This window comes from Bacteroides sp. CAG:189 (assembly GCF_000432295.1).
GTDB classification, from domain to species: domain Bacteria; phylum Bacteroidota; class Bacteroidia; order Bacteroidales; family Bacteroidaceae; genus Bacteroides; species Bacteroides salyersiae.
The window spans coordinates 28,009-44,693 of sequence record NZ_HF991081.1 but is presented as its reverse complement, the minus strand read 5'-3'; the positions used below and the strand labels follow the sequence as shown (position 1 = coordinate 44,693).

18 protein-coding genes are annotated in these 16,685 nt (G+C 43.0%); 15 read left to right on the top strand and 3 right to left on the bottom strand.

The annotated features are described in order from the left end of the window. The first annotated feature begins 26 nt into the window (after positions 1-26). The 9 genes from rlmN to QVP90_RS11730 all read left to right on the top strand — a co-directional run bounded on the left by rlmN (position 27) and on the right by QVP90_RS11730 (position 8,108). Positions 27-1,061, top strand: a complete 1,035-nt coding sequence (gene rlmN, locus QVP90_RS11770) for a 23S rRNA (adenine(2503)-C(2))-methyltransferase RlmN (RefSeq protein ID WP_021936532.1) — start codon at positions 27-29, stop codon at positions 1,059-1,061. Positions 1,062-1,135: 74 nt separating this feature from the next. After that, positions 1,136-2,182, top strand: a complete 1,047-nt coding sequence (locus tag QVP90_RS11765; protein WP_021936531.1) for a DUF4837 family protein — start codon at positions 1,136-1,138, stop codon at positions 2,180-2,182. 6 nt (positions 2,183-2,188) lie between these two features. Beyond that, positions 2,189-3,286 (top strand): 4-hydroxythreonine-4-phosphate dehydrogenase PdxA, encoded by a 1,098-nt coding sequence (gene pdxA / locus QVP90_RS11760; protein ID WP_007478478.1) that lies wholly within the window; start codon positions 2,189-2,191, stop codon positions 3,284-3,286. 32 nt (positions 3,287-3,318) lie between these two features. Further along, positions 3,319-4,518 (top strand): sigma-54 interaction domain-containing protein, encoded by a 1,200-nt coding sequence (locus QVP90_RS11755; protein WP_021936530.1) that lies wholly within the window; start codon positions 3,319-3,321, stop codon positions 4,516-4,518. Continuing rightward, positions 4,505-5,032, top strand: coding sequence for an LptE family protein (locus tag QVP90_RS11750; protein ID WP_025819665.1), 528 nt, complete (start codon positions 4,505-4,507; stop codon positions 5,030-5,032). The genes QVP90_RS11755 and QVP90_RS11750 overlap by 14 nt, the downstream gene beginning before the upstream one ends. 5 nt (positions 5,033-5,037) lie before the next feature. Beyond that, positions 5,038-5,811 (top strand): hypothetical protein, encoded by a 774-nt coding sequence (locus QVP90_RS11745; RefSeq protein WP_005924846.1) that lies wholly within the window; start codon positions 5,038-5,040, stop codon positions 5,809-5,811. 6 nt (positions 5,812-5,817) lie between these two features. Next, on the top strand, positions 5,818-6,201 hold the full coding sequence (gene secG, locus QVP90_RS11740) for a preprotein translocase subunit SecG (RefSeq protein ID WP_005924843.1): 384 nt from the start codon (positions 5,818-5,820) through the stop codon (positions 6,199-6,201). Between the two features lie 156 nt (positions 6,202-6,357). Next, positions 6,358-7,752, top strand: coding sequence for an MFS transporter (locus QVP90_RS11735; protein WP_021936529.1), 1,395 nt, complete (start codon positions 6,358-6,360; stop codon positions 7,750-7,752). A gap of 5 nt (positions 7,753-7,757) precedes the next feature. Beyond that, complete coding sequence (locus QVP90_RS11730; protein ID WP_005924837.1) at positions 7,758-8,108, top strand: PqqD family protein; 351 nt, start codon at positions 7,758-7,760, stop codon at positions 8,106-8,108. Here QVP90_RS11730 and QVP90_RS11725 read toward each other — a convergent pair. From QVP90_RS11725 to QVP90_RS11715, 3 genes are all read right to left on the bottom strand, one after another. Continuing rightward, complete coding sequence (locus QVP90_RS11725; protein WP_005924834.1) at positions 8,098-8,379, bottom strand: hypothetical protein; 282 nt, start codon at positions 8,377-8,379, stop codon at positions 8,098-8,100. The genes QVP90_RS11730 and QVP90_RS11725 overlap by 11 nt on opposite strands. A gap of 30 nt (positions 8,380-8,409) precedes the next feature. Continuing rightward, positions 8,410-9,471, bottom strand: coding sequence for a DUF4831 family protein (locus QVP90_RS11720; protein WP_007478474.1), 1,062 nt, complete (start codon positions 9,469-9,471; stop codon positions 8,410-8,412). A 71-nt stretch (positions 9,472-9,542) separates the two neighbouring features. Further along, positions 9,543-11,054 carry a bifunctional ADP-dependent NAD(P)H-hydrate dehydratase/NAD(P)H-hydrate epimerase gene (locus QVP90_RS11715; RefSeq protein ID WP_005924828.1) on the bottom strand — a complete coding sequence of 504 codons (1,512 nt, stop codon included), beginning with the start codon at positions 11,052-11,054 and terminating at the stop codon, positions 9,543-9,545. 204 nt (positions 11,055-11,258) lie between these two features. On the opposite strand from QVP90_RS11715, the gene QVP90_RS11710 reads away from it, so the two are divergent. From QVP90_RS11710 to pgeF, 6 genes are all read left to right on the top strand, one after another. Further along, on the top strand, positions 11,259-12,803 hold the full coding sequence (locus QVP90_RS11710; protein WP_021936528.1) for a peptide MFS transporter: 1,545 nt from the start codon (positions 11,259-11,261) through the stop codon (positions 12,801-12,803). Positions 12,804-12,843: 40 nt separating this feature from the next. After that, positions 12,844-13,383, top strand: a complete 540-nt coding sequence (hpt, locus tag QVP90_RS11705) for a hypoxanthine phosphoribosyltransferase (protein WP_007478471.1) — start codon at positions 12,844-12,846, stop codon at positions 13,381-13,383. 158 nt (positions 13,384-13,541) lie between these two features. After that, positions 13,542-14,111: an adenylate kinase gene (locus QVP90_RS11700; RefSeq protein WP_005924822.1), complete on the top strand. Its 570-nt coding sequence runs from the start codon at positions 13,542-13,544 to the stop codon at positions 14,109-14,111. 45 nt (positions 14,112-14,156) lie between these two features. Further along, positions 14,157-14,522 (top strand): four helix bundle protein, encoded by a 366-nt coding sequence (locus QVP90_RS11695; protein ID WP_005924820.1) that lies wholly within the window; start codon positions 14,157-14,159, stop codon positions 14,520-14,522. Between the two features lie 50 nt (positions 14,523-14,572). Further along, positions 14,573-15,733, top strand: a complete 1,161-nt coding sequence (gene obgE, locus QVP90_RS11690; protein WP_021936527.1) for a GTPase ObgE — start codon at positions 14,573-14,575, stop codon at positions 15,731-15,733. Next, the gene (gene pgeF / locus QVP90_RS11685; protein ID WP_021936526.1) at positions 15,730-16,542 is read left to right on the top strand and encodes a peptidoglycan editing factor PgeF; all 813 of its coding nucleotides are present in this window, start codon (positions 15,730-15,732) and stop codon (positions 16,540-16,542) included. The genes obgE and pgeF overlap by 4 nt, the downstream gene beginning before the upstream one ends. The last annotated feature ends 143 nt before the right edge of the window (positions 16,543-16,685 follow it).

Below are 16,685 nucleotides of genomic sequence, written 5' to 3'. Positions count from 1 at the left end.
ATAAATAACGTTGATTTGTAAAGAATATGTCTAAATATCCTCTTTTGGGAATGACTCTTGTTGAGTTGCAATCGGTAGTCAGAGGCTTGGGAATGCCGGGATTTGCCGCTAAGCAGATTGCATCATGGCTTTATGATAAAAAGGTGGCTACTATTGATGAAATGACTAATTTGTCATTGAAACACCGGGAAGCATTGAAGGCCGATTATGAAGTAGGAGGGGAAGCGCCTGTCGATGCCATGCATTCGGTCGATGGCACTATTAAATATCTTTATCGGGTAGGAGAGAATCATTTCGTGGAAGCAGTGTATATTCCGGATGACGACCGTGCTACTCTTTGTGTCTCTTCACAGGTGGGGTGCAAAATGAATTGTAAGTTCTGTATGACCGGAAAGCAGGGATTTACGGCGAATCTGACTTCTAATCAAATACTGAATCAGATAAACTCATTGCCGGAGTGCGATAAGCTGACCAATATTGTCATGATGGGAATGGGTGAACCTTTGGATAATTTGGATGAGGTGCTGAAGGCTTTGGAAATTTTGACAGCTTCTTATGGCTACGCGTGGAGTCCTAAACGGATCACTCTTTCTACTGTGGGATTGCGTAAGGGGCTGCAGCGTTTTATAGAAGAGAGCGATTGCCATCTGGCGATTAGCTTGCACTCGCCGCTTCCTTCTCAACGCTCGGATTTGATGCCTGCCGAACGTGCTTTCTCAATAGTTGAAATCGTAAATTTGTTAAAGAACTATGATTTTAGTAAACAACGTAGACTTTCGTTCGAATATATTGTTTTTAGGGGTGTTAATGATTCGTTGATTTATGCTAAGGAACTTGTGAAATTGCTTCGTGGGTTGGATTGCCGGATGAATCTGATTCGTTTTCATGCTATTCCCGATGTCGATCTGAACGGTGCTGATATGGAGACGATGACGGCTTTCCGTGATTATCTGACTTCGCATGGCTTGTTCTCTACTATCCGTTCTTCAAGAGGGGAGGATATATTTGCTGCTTGTGGTATGTTGTCTACGGCGAAGCAGGAAGAGAATAACAAGAATTAATATAAATTATTAACTTATCGGATGAAAATATACGAACTTGTCGTAGTTTTGTAAAAACATAAAAAATGATCAATATGAAGAAGTATCTGTTTTTCCTCGGTATGGCTCTTGTAGCATTGATTTTTTCTTCTTGTAATGGTAAGAAGGGTGTATTTACCCCGACCTCCAGCGGTCGTGCGTATGAGATTCTTGTAGTTGTTGATCATGCTTTGTGGGAGCGTCCGGCAGGAAGGGCTTTGTATGATGTGCTCGATACGGATGTGCCGGGTTTGCCGCAGTCGGAACGTTCTTTTAGGATTATGTATACTTCTCCGAAAGATTACGATTCTACTTTGAAGCTGATACGTAATATCATCATCGTGGACGTACGCGATATTTATACAAAACCGGCTTTTAAATATGCTAAGGATGTTTATGCGGCCCCGCAGTTGATTCTTACCATACAGGCACCTAATGAACAGGAATTTGAGAAATTTGTAGAAGAGAATAAGCAGCAGATTATCGATTTCTTTACGCGCGCCGAGATGAATCGTCAGATAGCTCAGTTACAGCATAAGCACAATGATTATATATCTACTAAAGTAGGTAGTAAATTCGATTGTGATATCTGGCTTCCGGCGGAACTCGCTTCTTCCAAGGAAGGAAAGGATTTCTTCTGGGCATCTACCAATACAGCTACCGGCGATCAGAATTTTGTTATATATTCTTATCCGTATACCGATAAGAATACATTCACGAAGGAATATTTTATTCATAAGCGTGATTCGGTGATGAAAGCGAATATTCCGGGGGCAAAAGAAGGGATGTATATGTCTACGGATTCTATAACGGTGGACGTGAGACCTATTGATATACATGGAGATTATACGATGGAAGCCCGTGGGCTTTGGCGAATGAAGGGCGATTTTATGGGTGGCCCGTTCGTATCGCATACCCGTTTGGATAAAGCCAACCAGCGTATAATCACAGCAGAGATTTTTGTATATTCACCTGATAAATTAAAACGCAATCTGGTACGCATGCTCGAAGCATCACTCTATACGCTGAAACTTCCTGCAGAGAAAGTACAGGGAGAAATTCCGATGGGCAACGTCGCCAGAGAGGAACAAACTAATAAATAACGACACATGGAAGATTCTAAAATACGGATTGGTATTACCCAGGGAGATATTAACGGCGTTGGCTATGAAGTGATATTGAAGGCTTTTGCAGATCCGGTTATGTTGGAGTTGTGTACTCCGATTATTTACGGTTCGCCTAAAGTGGCTGCTTATCATCGTAAGTCTTTGGATTTGCCGACTAACTTCAGTATTGTTAATTCTGCCTCGGAAGCTGCTCACAATCGTTTGAGTGTAGTGAATTGTACGGACGACGAGGTGAAAGTGGAATTTTCGAAACCCGATCCGGAAGCCGGTAAGGCTGCTCTCGGTGCGCTGGAAAAAGCAATCGAAGAGTTTAAAGAAGGGTTGATCGATGTCATTGTGACGGCACCCATTAATAAGCATACGATTCAGTCGGAGGGATTTTCATTTCCCGGCCATACTGAATATATCGAGGAGAGATTGGGCAATGGCAGCAAGTCGCTGATGATTCTGATGAAGGATGATTTCCGGGTAGCATTAGTGACCGGACATATTCCCGTTCGTGAAATTGCTTCTTCTATCACTAAAGAGCTTATTCAAGACAAGCTGACTATTTTCCATCAGTCCCTCAAACAGGATTTTGGAATCGGTGCACCTCGCATAGCTGTATTGGCACTGAATCCGCATGCCGGGGATGAGGGATTGCTCGGTACGGAGGAACAGGAAATTATCATTCCGGCTATTCAGGAAATGGCTGCGAAAGGAATGCTCTGCTACGGACCTTATCCGGCAGACGGTTTTATGGGATCAGGTAACTTTACTCATTTTGATGGTGTGCTGGCTATGTATCACGATCAGGGGTTGGCGCCATTCAAGGCATTGGCTATGGATGAAGGAGTGAACTATACGGCCGGTCTTCCGGTGGTACGTACTTCACCTGCCCATGGAACAGCCTATGATATCGCCGGTAAGGGATTGGCTTGTGAAGATTCTTTCCGTCAGGCGGTATATGTGGCGATAGATGTATTCCGTAACCGGCAGCGTGATAAGGCTGCTCATGCCAATCCGTTGAGAAAGCAATATTACGAGAAACGTGACGATAGTGACAAGCTGAAACTTGACACTGTGGACGATGATGTATAAATGAAATTGGAGAAGGAATTTATAGTGCAGTTATGACGAAAGCGGAGATTCAACAAGTAAAACTCAGGTTCGGTATTATTGGTAATACGGAGGCTTTGTCGCGCGCCATTGATGTAGCCATCCAGGTTGCTCCCACTGATCTGTCCGTACTGATAACCGGGGAAAGCGGGGTGGGAAAGGAGAGCTTTCCGCAGATCATTCATCAATATAGCCGTCGGAAGCATGGACAGTATATTGCAGTGAATTGCGGCGCCATTCCCGAAGGGACAATCGACTCGGAATTGTTTGGACATGAAAAAGGTGCTTTTACCGGTGCTATCGGTGAGCGCAAAGGATATTTTGGTGAAGCGGACGGTGGAACGATTTTTCTGGATGAAGTAGGGGAGTTGCCTTTGCCTACTCAGGCGCGTTTGCTTCGTGTGCTTGAAAGCGGTGAATTTATCAAAGTAGGATCGTCAAAAGTGCAGAAAACAGATGTACGTATTGTTGCCGCAACGAATGTGAACCTGACACAAGCGATTGCTGACGGTCGTTTTCGTGAAGATCTGTATTATCGTTTGAATACGGTTCCTATCCAGATACCTCCTTTGCGTGAGCGTGGGGAGGATGTTTTATTGTTGTTCCGTAAATTTGCCGGTGATTTTGCAGAGAAATACCGTATGCCTGCCATTCAACTGACGGAAGATGCCAAGCAGGTATTGCTTGCCTATCCATGGCCGGGTAATGTACGCCAGTTGAAGAATATAACAGAGCAGATTTCGATAATAGAGACCAATAGGGAAATTAACGCTGCTATTCTGCAAGGGTATCTTCCGGTGCAGAACACGCAACGGCTTCCTGCTTTGTTCGGGATAAAGGGCAGTAAGAACTTCGAGAGCGAGCGTGAGATTCTTTATTCTGTTTTGTTTGATATGCGACAGGAAGTATCGGAATTGAAGAAGATGGTACATAATCTGATGGCGGAAAAGGGAAATGTGTCGCTTGTGACACCGGTACCTCCTGCGTCGGTACCTACGATTATTCATCCGGTGAAAGCTCCCTGTCCGGTAGATGACGATATACAAGATACAGAGGAATATGTGGAAGAGTCCCTTTCGTTGGACGAAGTGAAGAAAGAAATGATACGCAAAGCTTTGGAAAAGCATCACGGAAATAGAAAAAGTGCAGCACAGGATCTGAATATTTCCGAGCGTACCCTTTATAGAAAAATAAAAGAATATGGTTTGGATTAAAAAAATGCCACAATGGATGTTATTGCTGGTTTTACCGGCAATACTTCTGGCGTGTAGCGTCTCTTATAAGTTTAACGGGGCGTCTATTAACTATGATAAGGTAAAGACGATTTCGATTGCTGATTTCCCTATAAAGTCTACTTACGTTTATCAGCCTTTGGCTAATAAGTTTAATGATGATTTGAAAGACATCTTTACCCGCCAGACCCGGTTGCAATTGGTAAGATCGGCCAATGCAGATTTGCAGATCGAGGGAGAAATAACCGGTATTAATGTATATAATGAGGCCGTTGCAGCCGATGGTTATTCTTCGAAAGCCAAAGTGACCATTACGGTAAATGTACGTTATGTGAACAACACGAACCATCAGGAAGATTTTGAACAACAATTCTCGGCTTTCCGTTCCGACCTCGACCCGAACTCTTTATTGCCCAATATACCGGACGCAACGATTGCTGAAATAACCAAAGAGATAACTGATCAGATATTTAACGCGACTGTGGCAAATTGGTAATTTAAATGATCTCTGCTAACCTTCGACAATGGATTCAGCATCCTGAAATGTTGAATAAAGACACGTTGTATGAGCTTCGTACGCAGCTCACACGTTATCCTTATTTTCAGTCGCTCCGTCTGTTGTATCTTAAGAATTTGTATTTATTGCATGATATCACTTTCGGGGCGGAATTGCGGAAAGCGATTTTATACGTAGCCGATCGGCGTTCACTGTTTTATCTGATCGAAGGGGACAAGTATGTACTTTCCCGTAAGAAGAAGGCGGTTACGGAAGAGTTGCCGGAAACGGAGCTCAGTCTTGATCGGACATTGACATTGATCGACGCTTTTTTGTCTACGGTTCCCGAGGAAGTTACTGCCCGGACCGATCTGGATTATGCGATGGATTATACGGCATACTTGTTGCAAGACAATGACGCTTCTGTCGGCGAACAGCCTGAAGCTCCTAAACTTCGCGGATTTGAACTGATCGACGGCTTTATAGAAAAGAGTGAGAATGAATCGGCTATCCGATTGAAACCTCTTCTGCCCGGAGAGGATTCCGTCGCAGAGGAAGCTGCCAAGGATTTGTCTTCTGACGAATCGAAGTCTGAAGAGGAGGAAGATGATAGTTGTTTTACCGAAACATTGGCGAAAATCTATGTTAAACAGCAAAGATATTCCAAAGCTCTTGAAATTATTAAAAAATTAAGTTTGAAATATCCAAAAAAAAATGCTTACTTTGCAGACCAAATAAGATTTTTGGAGAAACTGATTATTAACGCTAAATCAAAATAACAAAAAATGTACTTAGTATTCGTTATCTTAATGGTTATTGCAGCCATATTGATGTGCTTTATCGTACTGATTCAAAACTCAAAAGGTGGAGGTCTTGCATCAGGCTTTTCATCATCTAATGCAATTATGGGTGTTCGCAAAACTACAGATTTCTTGGAAAAAGCTACTTGGGGATTAGCTGCATTTATGGTTGTAATGAGCATCGCTACAGCTTATGTTGTTCCTACTTCTTCCTCAAAAACACAAGATGTGATTCTGGAACAAGCTAAGCAAGAAGAAAAAACAAATCCGTACAATATGCCTACAGGTACAGCCGCACCTGCTACTGAAGCACCTGCCGCTGATGCGCCTGCAACAGAAACACCGGCAACAGAAGCGCCTGCTAACTAATAACAGAGAAGCTTTTGGTTGGTTATAAGCGAAGCTATAATTTTCATTTGAAAGTTATAGTTTCGCTTCTTTTTTGTTTATAAATCTATCTTTTTGTTATATATTTAGTTACCTTTGTAAACTGTACTAATACTAATAAAGATTTTAAATATTACAATGACAGAACAATTGAAAAAAAATCTGAGTGACTCTAAAGCACTACGCTGGAGTGTGCTCGCCTTGGTCGCTTTTACAATGTTGTGCGGCTATTTCCTCACTGACGTAATGTCTCCGTTAAAACCGATGCTTGAAAAAGAACTCCTTTGGGATAGTTTGGATTATGGTATTTTTACCAGTGCTTACGGGTGGTTCAATGTATTTTTATTGATGCTTATCTTCGGTGGTATCATTCTTGATAAAATGGGGGTACGTTTCACCGGAATGGGAGCCTGTTTATTCATGGTCTTCGGTTGCGGACTTAAATATTATGCCATTTCTACGGATATTACCGGAAATCTGGAATTTTTCGGAATGACATTGAAACTTCAAGTTGCATTGGCCGCATTGGGATTTGCTATTTTTGGTGTAGGAGTGGAGATTGCCGGTATTACGGTCTCCAAGATTATTGTAAAGTGGTTTAAAGGGAAGGAAATGGCTTTAGCTATGGGACTTGAAATGGCTACGGCTCGTATCGGAACCATGCTGGCTATGGCAATAACCGTACCTATTTCCAACTTCTTCGGGCATACGGATGAAAGCGGAGTATTCCATTCTAATATTCCGGCTCCTGTATTGTTCTGTCTGGTGATGCTTTGTGTAGGAACCATTGCATTTTTCATTTATACTTTCTATGATAAAAAGCTGGATGCTTCTCTTGAAGCGGAAGGTGAAGAACCGGAGGAACCTTTCCGCGCAAAAGATGTGTTTGTTATTATGCGCAATAAAGGCTTTTGGCTGATCGCTTTATTATGTGTATTATTCTATTCAGCTGTTTTCCCGTTCATTAAGTATGCAGCCGATCTGATGGTACAGAAATATCATGTGGATCCGGAGTTGGCCGGTACCATTCCAAGTCTTTTGCCATTGGGGACTTTATTCCTTACTCCCCTCTTCGGAACTTTGTATGACCGTATAGGAAAAGGTGCTTCTTTGATGATTACGGGAGCTTGGCTGTTGATCGGTGTACACGTGCTTTTTGCACTTCCGATTCTGAATGTATGGTGGTTTGCTACTTTTGTAATGATCGTGTTGGGGATTGCTTTTTCTTTGGTTCCTTCTGCGATGTGGCCTTCCGTACCTAAAATTATTCCCGAAAACCAGTTGGGAACAGCTTATGCACTTATTTTCTGGGTGCAGAATTGGGGATTGATGCTGGTTCCTCTCTTGATAGGATGGGTATTGAACTCTTTCTGCAAGGGGTCTGTTGTAGATGGTATACAGACGTATGACTATACTTTGCCAATGAGTATTTTTGCTGTGTTCGGTGTTTTGGCTTTGATTGTAGCCTTGATGCTGAAAGCGGAAGACAAGAAGAAAGGTTATGGTTTGCAGGAAGCTAACATAAAGAAATAAACGATATGGCTACGAAAGAAAAAATAAACCTGTTGGATGTTATTCCTTTCCGTAGTACGCATATAACGACCGAAAAAGAAAGCGATGGCACTGTTGTCATCGCTTTTCCCCGGTTTAAATACGACTGGATGCGTCGCTTTCTGCTTCCTAAAGGAATGTCTCCCGATATTCATGTCCGTCTGGAGGAACATGGTACTGCTGTGTGGGAGCTGATCGATGGTAAAAGTACAGTGCGTGAGATTATAGAGAAACTCGCAGCCCACTTCAACGATGAAGAGAACTACGAGTCTCGTGTATTGGCTTATTTCTCTCAGTTACAAAAAGACGGGTTCATTAAATTAGCTGTCAGCGAATGAAGATGGCCCATAGTATAACGGCACATAGGAGAAGGATTCCTATGATGATGAGGGTCCCGAATACGAAATAACGGTCGTCCGCCTCTTTTTTCTCTTCTGATTGACGGATAATGCGTCCCATCTCTTCCGGGGATGTATCGGGCATGGGGTAAGGCTCTCTTTTTTGCAGGCGTTTCATCCTTTCATTGGTCCGTTCACGCCGCAGGCGGGAAGAATCTCTTCCCTCTTTCAGTCGACGGATCATGTCGAGCATATGTCCTTCACCACCCATATCATAAGTTGTTTTTTGTAGGATAATCGGTTATTTATTCTCTTCGCGATCTACTTTTACCAATCCACCGGTTACGGGATTGAATGTTACTTTTACCGTTGAATTTTTATTGAACAAAGTAGGAGCTAAATACTCTACTGTTCCGAATTGGGTAACAGGCACCTCATCTTCAAACAGTATCTCTTTTTCCTGTTTCAATACGATAGAAGCCCTACCGGGGACGTTGTAGGCTACACCGTCAACCTTTTTCTTTCCGTCGTCTTCTGGCATTTTGACCGTTTTCAGATTCTTAAGAGTGATGTATACCGGTTCACCTGCAAGATCATTGTTGGCTACTATTCCCAGCTTTTTAGAAAAGCGGAAAGCGACCTCGTTGTTCATGTCTTTACCGGGAGTTAGGCGGATGGTATATATTTTTTCCTCTTTGTTGAGTACTCCCGAGAACATTTCAGTCATGGCTTGTTCTTGCTCATCCAGATGATCGAGCATCAGTTTGAGTTGTGCACCGTCTTTGGGCATGTTATCGGCTTGTCCGCGTACTAAGGCATTTTTGCTTTCACGGATGTTATAGATCTCTTTAGCGACAAGTTCTGCCATTTTTGCGGTAGAGTTTGCCATTAGTATCTCTTCTGTAAGAAAATCACGCGGATTTACTTTTTTCTTTTGTGCAGGTACTAATGATTGGGCCGGAATTGCCGCTTTCTTATCGATAGGGACATTGATGGACTTGATAATACCGTCTTCGGTCAATTCGATGAGTGGGGCAACGGTTTTATCTTTCATCTTTACGAAATATACGTTGTCTTTGTCCGGTATACCTACCGGTTTGACTTGTACGCTCGTCAATTCCCAATATTCTTCCGGATCGGCGGATACTTTATTCAAACGAAGATAACGATCGGCATACTTGCTGAATTCTCCGGGGATATAGGTTATTTTATTGGCTTTAACTTCGATTTCTATCTGGGTTTTCGGAAGTGCATAAGTCACTCCGTAATCTTTGCCGCGCATCACGCCGGTTACAACTTCTGTCTGTGCAGATGCTATGATGGTGGTAGCCAGCAATCCTGTCAGTATAATTAGTCTTTTCATATTGGTTTCTTTTTAACTGATTTGATAACAAAGTTAATGAACTTATTGATAAATCCATAAGTTCTTAACCTTTATTCGCTTACAAGGCGCCATGCCATCGGCAGATGGCTAATGATATCTCCTGCCGTCAGACTGATTGTCCCTAACTTTTTACAGGCACAGTCACCGGCAAGTCCATGTACGAATGTACCGATTTTAGCGCACTCTTCGGCCGGATATCCCTGGGCGAGTAGTGCCAGAATGATACCTGTAAGTACGTCTCCGCTTCCGGCAGTTGCCATACCCGGATTACCGGTAGGATTGAAAAAGCATTTTCCTGTAGGAGTGATAATGGTTGAATAGGCTCCTTTCAAGACAATGTGGATTTTGGCTGCATGAGCCAGTTCGATGGCTTTGGTCAGACGTTCGTAAGAATCCTGACACTTGCCGACGAGGCGTTCCAACTCTTTGGGATGGGGAGTGAGTATAGAACCTTTAGGGAGATTGGTGAGCGTATGGCGATGATTGGCTAATATATTTAACGCATCGGCATCTACGACAAGGGGAGTTTGGCAACCGTCCAATTGTTCCAGAAGGGCAGCTTCCGTTTCTTCGTTCTGCCCCAATCCGGGACCGATGCCTACTGCTTGATAATCGTCCGTATCGGTTGGTACGGCAAAACAGGTTTCACTGGCATCCTGTTCGACCATTGCTTCCGGTACGGAAGTTTGCAAAATGTCGTTGTTGCAAATGGGAGCATGTACGGTGAGTAACCCTACGCCGGAACGCAGGCAGGCACGGGCTGACAGGACGGATGCTCCCGCCATTCCTCGAGAACCGGCTATTAATAGTGCATGTCCGAAGTTGCCTTTGTGGGCAAATTTCTTTCGGGGATTGATGAGGGAACGTATTTCTTCCACTTCCAACATTTCATAATCGGTATCCAGTTCTTCGATTCCTTCCTCACTCAGATGAATGTCGAGCAATTCCCATTCTCCGAGGAATTCTGCATTTTCAGCAAAGAGAAAGGCCAGTCTGGGTAATTGGAGGCTGAGGGTAACATCCGCTTTAATGATATTGGCCCGGATGTTGAAGGTGTTTTCTTCTCCCATCAACCCTGACGGGATATCGATGGCTACTACAGTGGCCGGTGATGCGTTGATGTATTTTACTACGGCTGCAAACCCTCCGCTAAGTGGTTTATTCAGCCCTGAACCGAACAGGCCGTCGATTACCAGATGGTCTTCTGTCAGAGCGGGAGGAGCAAATTGGGTACTGACTTCGTGGAAAGTTATTTCGTCCATGATTTCTACCAGTTCTTTGTTGGCTTGGCAATCCGGTGAAAGTTCTCCTTTGGTGTTGAAGAGAAAAACTTCTACTTTATATCCTTTTTCCGCCATCATGCGGGCTACTGCCAAAGCGTCTCCACCGTTATTGCCCGGTCCGGCAAAAACCGTAACGGGCGTTCCATTGTCCCATCGGTTTATGATGGCTTCTGTTAATGCATGGGCGGCACGTTCCATTAGTTGGATCGATTGAATCGGTTCATGTTCAATGGTATAAGCATCCAGTTTTTTGATAGTACTACTTGGAAATATTTTCATTGTGATGTTCTTTTTTAGTTTTCGACTTACAAATGTACATGATTCTTCCGACTTTTTCCGTTTGTTGCATGAAGAAAACATGCTAATTGTTGGTAGATAGCTTGTGGAAGGTGAATAGATAAGTTTTTCTTTGTGGGAGATAAATTTGTTTTTTGTCGTTTTTTCGTACCTTTGTGTCCCATAAACTACAAAACATAGAATTTCATGGGGACATTGCAAGGCCATCCGAAAGGCCTTTATCTTATTTTTGCTACAAGCACGGCAGAACGTTTCAGTTATTATGGAATGCGCGCCATCTTTATTCTTTTTTTAACTCAAGCTTTATTATTCGATACCGAGTCTGCGGCATCTATTTATGGCAGTTATACCGGTTTGGTGTATCTTACTCCTTTGATTGGCGGATACATTGCCGATAAATATTGGGGGATACGTCGTTCCGTCTTTTGGGGTGCCGTAATGATGGGAATCGGGCAGTTGATGATGTTCCTCAGTGCTTCTATGTTGGATAGGGTGGTATTGTCTCATTGGCTGATGTATGGTGGATTGACTTTCCTGATTTTAGGAAACGGCTCTTTTAAGCCTACTGTGTCATCGTTGGTGGGACAGCTTTATAAGCCCGGAGATAAACGGCTTGATGCCGGGTATACCATTTTTTATATGGGGGTGAATGTCGGTTCGTTTATCGCTCCGTTGGTATGCGGATATTTCGGGGATACGGGTAATCCCGAAGATTTCAAATGGGGTTTCTTGATAGCGGCATTTATGATTGTACTGACAATTCTGCTGTTCGAAACACAAAAGAATAAGTATCTGATTTCTCCTACGGGAGAACCTTTGGGGATCATTCCGGATGCGAAGAAAGAAAAGAAGATAGATGCGGAAGAGAAGAAAATACATCCGCAATTGAGTAATAGCCGGAAAAAGCGGAATGCGGTAATCCTGATTGCATTGACGTTGGTATTGGGAACTCTTTTTTACGCATGGTTCGGTGACGATTGGATCAGCATCGGCATTTTTACAGCTTGTATCGTGTTTCCGATTACCATTTTGCTGGATGGCTCTTTGACAAAAATAGAGCGTAGCCGTATTTTTGTAATTTATATTGTGGCATTCTTTGTTATCTTCTTTTGGGCGGCTTATGAGCAGGCAGGAGCTTCTTTGACTCTTTTTGCAGCCGATCAGACCAACCGTGATATCTTTGGTTGGGAGATGCCGGCATCCTGGTTCCAATCTTTCAATCCGTTCTTTGTCGTGATACTTGCTTATATCATGCCCGGTATCTGGGGATTTCTTAATAAGCGTCATATGGAGCCTTCTTCACCTACCAAACAGGCCATCGGATTACTGCTTCTTTCTTTAGGTTATCTTTTCATCTGTTTTGGGGTGAAAGATGCCCAACCGGGAGTAAAAGTAAGTATTATTTGGCTGACAGGGCTGTATTTTATACATACAATGGGAGAGATTGCTCTGTCACCTATCGGGTTGTCAATGGTGAACAAGCTGACTCCGATTCGTTTTGCTTCACTGATGATGGGCATCTGGTATCTCTCTACGGCTACGGCCAATAAGTTTGCCGGGATGCTTGCAGGTCTCTATCCCGAAGCTGGAAAGGTGAAAAGTCTCTTTGGATATCAGATTGCCAGCATGTATGATTTCTTTATGGTGTTTGTCGTGATGTCGGGAGTTGCTTCTCTGATTCTGTTCCTTCTATCAAAGAATTTGCAAAAGATGATGCATGGAGTGGAATAAAAATCGTATTTTTGCATCCAACTTTTTTAAACTACCGGTTATGAATACCATTCAGATAAAAGACAAACTATTTACTGTTTCTATCAAAGAACAGGACATTCAAAAAGAAGTGATTCGCGTAGCGAACGAAATTAACCGCGACTTGGCAGGTAAAAATCCTCTGTTCCTCAGTGTGCTGAACGGATCATTCATGTTCACGGCCGATTTGATAAAACATATTACAATCCCTTGTGAAATTTCATTTGTAAAGTTGGCTTCTTATCAGGGGGTATCGTCTACCGGGGTGATAAAGGAGGTGATCGGTATTAACGAGGATATTTCCGGACGCACGGTAGTGATTGTAGAAGACATTGTGGATACGGGATTGACTATGCAGCGTTTGCTCGAGACTTTAGGTACGCGTGGTCCGAAAGAGATTCATATTGCTTCATTGTTGGTGAAACCGGAAAAACTCAAGGTCGATTTGAATATTGAGTACGTTGCAATGGAGATTCCTAATGATTTTATCGTGGGATACGGACTCGACTATGATGGATTCGGACGTAACTATCCTGATATTTATACGGTGGTAGAACAGTAGTCAAGTAGTTAAGTAGTCAGAGTAATAAAGTAGTTAAGTAGTCAAGTAGTCAGAGTAGTTAAGTAGGATGGAACTGCTGATTGAGAATAAAATGAGAATAAAAATAATAGATTGCAAGATAGGTAATAGATTTAAATTGTAAAATTGTTAATAACAAAATGTTGAACATTGTAATTTTCGGTGCTCCCGGTTCAGGAAAGGGAACACAAAGCGAACGTATCGTAGAAAAGTATGGTATCAACCATATCTCTACCGGAGATGTATTGCGTGCAGAAATTAAAAACGGCACAGAATTGGGTAAAACTGCTAAAGGGTATATCGATCAGGGACAATTGATTCCCGATGAATTAATGGTGGATATACTGGCAAATGTATTTGATAGCTTCAAAGATAGTAAAGGTGTGATTTTTGATGGATTTCCAAGAACTATTCCGCAAGCAGAAGCGTTGAAAGTCATGTTGAAAGAACGTGGACAGGATATTTCTGTAATGATCGATCTGGATGTGCCTGAGGATGAACTGATGACCCGTCTGATCAAACGCGGTAAAGATTCCGGTCGTGCCGACGATAATGAAGAGACAATTAAGAAACGCCTTGTTGTATATAATACTCAGACTGCCCCGCTAAAAGATTTCTATAAAGGTGAGGGTAAGTATCAGCATATCAACGGACTCGGTTCGATGGAAGCTATTTTTGAGGACATCTGCAAGGCGGTGAGTGCATTATAAATAATGAAAGTAGTTAAGTAGTGAGTAGTAAGTAGTAAAGTAGTAATGTCGACGCAATCATTTGAGGATCTTTTAGTATGGCAAAAGGCTCATCAGTATGTTTTAAGCATTTACCGGATAACTAAGGGATTTCCCAAAGAAGAAATGTTTGGGTTGGTTAATCAGATGAGGCGTGCTTCTGCTTCTATTACTGCTAACATCGCAGAAGGGTTTGTAAGAATAGGGCAAAAAGATAAATTGCATTTTTACAATATATCACAAGGATCGTTAGAAGAAACAAGAAATTTTGTTATTCTTTCCAGAGACTTGGAGTATATAACAGAGGAAGATAAAACGATACTGTTGGTGTCGGCTTCCGAAGTGAGTAAAATGTTAAATGCATATTGTCAGGGTTTGCTGAAATATTACTAAATCTATCTTCTACTTACTACTTAACTACTAAATTCTAACTACTAAATAGTATGGCTGAATCGAATTTTGTTGACTACGTAAAGATATACTGTCGCTCGGGTAAGGGCGGAAGAGGCTCTACGCACATGAGGCGCGAGAAATATGTTCCTAACGGAGGTCCCGATGGGGGCGATGGCGGAAGAGGAGGCCATATTATTCTGCGCGGTAATCGTAACTATTGGACGCTGCTTCATCTGAAATATGACCGTCATGCATTGGCCGGTCATGGAGAGTCGGGTAGTAAAAACCGGAGTTTCGGCAAGGACGGAGCAGATAAAGTAATTGAAGTACCTTGTGGGACAGTAGTGTACAATGCCGAAACGGGAGAGTACATTTGCGATGTAACCGAACACGGACAAGAAGTAATTCTGCTGAAGGGCGGCCGTGGCGGACAGGGTAACTGGCATTTCAAGACAGCTACCCGACAGGCGCCTCGTTTTGCACAGCCTGGCGAACCGATGCAGGAGATGACGGTAATTATGGAGTTAAAGCTTTTGGCGGACGTCGGCCTGGTAGGTTTTCCGAATGCGGGCAAGTCTACATTGTTGTCGGCTGTTTCTGCTGCCAAGCCGAAGATAGCCGATTATCCTTTCACCACATTGGAGCCGAATTTGGGTATCGTTTCTTATCGCGATGGAAAATCATTCGTGATGGCAGACATTCCCGGTATTATTGAAGGGGCCAGTGAAGGAAAAGGGCTCGGATTGCGCTTCTTGCGTCATATTGAACGTAACTCTCTGTTGTTATTCATGGTACCGGCGGACAGTGATGATATCCGTAAGGAGTATGAGATTTTACTGAATGAATTGCGAACCTTTAATCCGGAAATGCTCGATAAACAACGGGTGCTTGCTATTACCAAGAGCGATATGCTCGATCAGGAGCTGATGGATGAAATAGAACCTACGTTGCCGGATAATATTCCGCACGTGTTTATCTCTTCGGTTTCCGGTCTCGGTATTTCTGTTCTGAAAGACATTCTGTGGGAAGAATTGAACAAAGAGAGCAATAAAATAGAGGCTATCGTACATCGTCCGAAGGACGTAAGTAAATTGCAGGACGAACTCAAAGCCATGGGAGAGGATGAAGACCTTGAATATGAATATGAGGAAGAGGATGATGACGATGACTTGGAATACGAGTACGAAGAAGAAGACTGGGAAGAGAAATGATTTCGCTTGCAGAAGATAAAAAGATGTTGGGATACGGGTCGCTTGGTTCGTATTCCAACATTTCTCATTTTGTGACGACCCGTAGAGGCGGTTGCAGCAAGGATGCGTATGCCACATTTAATTGTTCGCCTTTTACCGATGATGAAATGGAGCATGTACGCCGGAATCAGGAGTTGTTGTTTGAGGCGATGCCCGTGAAACTTTCGGAACTGATTATTCCGCATCAGACGCATGGTGTGAAAAATCTGGTGATAGACAGAGCTTTTCTTGCGCTTTCGGAAGGAGAAAGACGTGTGCGGTTGGAAGGTATCGATGCGCTGGTGACTGATATTCCCGGCTGCTGTATCTGTATTTCTACGGCCGATTGCATTCCTATATTATTGTACGATAAGCAGCATCAGGCAATTGCTGCGGTGCATGCCGGGTGGCGGGGAACGGTGAATTTTATAGTCGGCCATACATTGGAGCGCATGCGGGCGGTTTATGGTACGGTGGGAGAAGAGGTTGTGGCTTGTATCGGTCCTGGCATCTCATTGGAATCTTTTGAAGTGGGCGATGAGGTTTATGAAGCTTTTCGTTTGAATGGTTTCGATATGTCACGGATATCTTGCCGGAATGCGAATACGGGAAAGTTTCATATCGATTTATGGGAAACAAACCGTCAGCAGTTGTTGGATTTCGGTGTTCCTTCTTCACAAATCGAGGTAGCCGGTATTTGTACCTATATTCATCATGAAGAGTTCTTTTCGGCTCGACGGTTGGGAATTGCTTCCGGTCGTATTTTGTCGGGAATACTAATAATTAATTAATTTGCCAATATGCCAATGTGTCAATTGGCTGCGCTTGCATTCGGTTTGGGTATATTCATTGCGTTGTTATTTAGGATGTTTGAACTGTGTTGTTCTGCATGGCATGGCATTCGGCATATTGACTTATTGATACATTGGCATAT

What these genes read in the sequence shown, in the direction of transcription:
- rlmN (WP_021936532.1), top strand. Translation starts at nt 27, where the DNA reads ATGTCTAAATATCCTCTTTTGGGAATGACTCTTGTTGAGTTGCAATCG.
- QVP90_RS11765 (WP_021936531.1), top strand. Translation starts at nt 1,136, where the DNA reads ATGAAGAAGTATCTGTTTTTCCTCGGTATGGCTCTTGTAGCATTGATT.
- pdxA (WP_007478478.1), top strand. Translation starts at nt 2,189, where the DNA reads ATGGAAGATTCTAAAATACGGATTGGTATTACCCAGGGAGATATTAAC.
- QVP90_RS11755 (WP_021936530.1), top strand. Translation starts at nt 3,319, where the DNA reads ATGACGAAAGCGGAGATTCAACAAGTAAAACTCAGGTTCGGTATTATT.
- QVP90_RS11750 (WP_025819665.1), top strand. Translation starts at nt 4,505, where the DNA reads ATGGTTTGGATTAAAAAAATGCCACAATGGATGTTATTGCTGGTTTTA.
- QVP90_RS11745 (WP_005924846.1), top strand. Translation starts at nt 5,038, where the DNA reads ATGATCTCTGCTAACCTTCGACAATGGATTCAGCATCCTGAAATGTTG.
- secG (WP_005924843.1), top strand. Translation starts at nt 5,818, where the DNA reads ATGTACTTAGTATTCGTTATCTTAATGGTTATTGCAGCCATATTGATG.
- QVP90_RS11735 (WP_021936529.1), top strand. Translation starts at nt 6,358, where the DNA reads ATGACAGAACAATTGAAAAAAAATCTGAGTGACTCTAAAGCACTACGC.
- QVP90_RS11730 (WP_005924837.1), top strand. Translation starts at nt 7,758, where the DNA reads ATGGCTACGAAAGAAAAAATAAACCTGTTGGATGTTATTCCTTTCCGT.
- QVP90_RS11725 (WP_005924834.1), bottom strand. Translation starts at nt 8,379, where the DNA reads ATGGGTGGTGAAGGACATATGCTCGACATGATCCGTCGACTGAAAGAG.
- QVP90_RS11720 (WP_007478474.1), bottom strand. Translation starts at nt 9,471, where the DNA reads ATGAAAAGACTAATTATACTGACAGGATTGCTGGCTACCACCATCATA.
- QVP90_RS11715 (WP_005924828.1), bottom strand. Translation starts at nt 11,054, where the DNA reads ATGAAAATATTTCCAAGTAGTACTATCAAAAAACTGGATGCTTATACC.
- QVP90_RS11710 (WP_021936528.1), top strand. Translation starts at nt 11,259, where the DNA reads ATGGGGACATTGCAAGGCCATCCGAAAGGCCTTTATCTTATTTTTGCT.
- hpt (WP_007478471.1), top strand. Translation starts at nt 12,844, where the DNA reads ATGAATACCATTCAGATAAAAGACAAACTATTTACTGTTTCTATCAAA.
- QVP90_RS11700 (WP_005924822.1), top strand. Translation starts at nt 13,542, where the DNA reads ATGTTGAACATTGTAATTTTCGGTGCTCCCGGTTCAGGAAAGGGAACA.
- QVP90_RS11695 (WP_005924820.1), top strand. Translation starts at nt 14,157, where the DNA reads ATGTCGACGCAATCATTTGAGGATCTTTTAGTATGGCAAAAGGCTCAT.
- obgE (WP_021936527.1), top strand. Translation starts at nt 14,573, where the DNA reads ATGGCTGAATCGAATTTTGTTGACTACGTAAAGATATACTGTCGCTCG.
- pgeF (WP_021936526.1), top strand. Translation starts at nt 15,730, where the DNA reads ATGATTTCGCTTGCAGAAGATAAAAAGATGTTGGGATACGGGTCGCTT.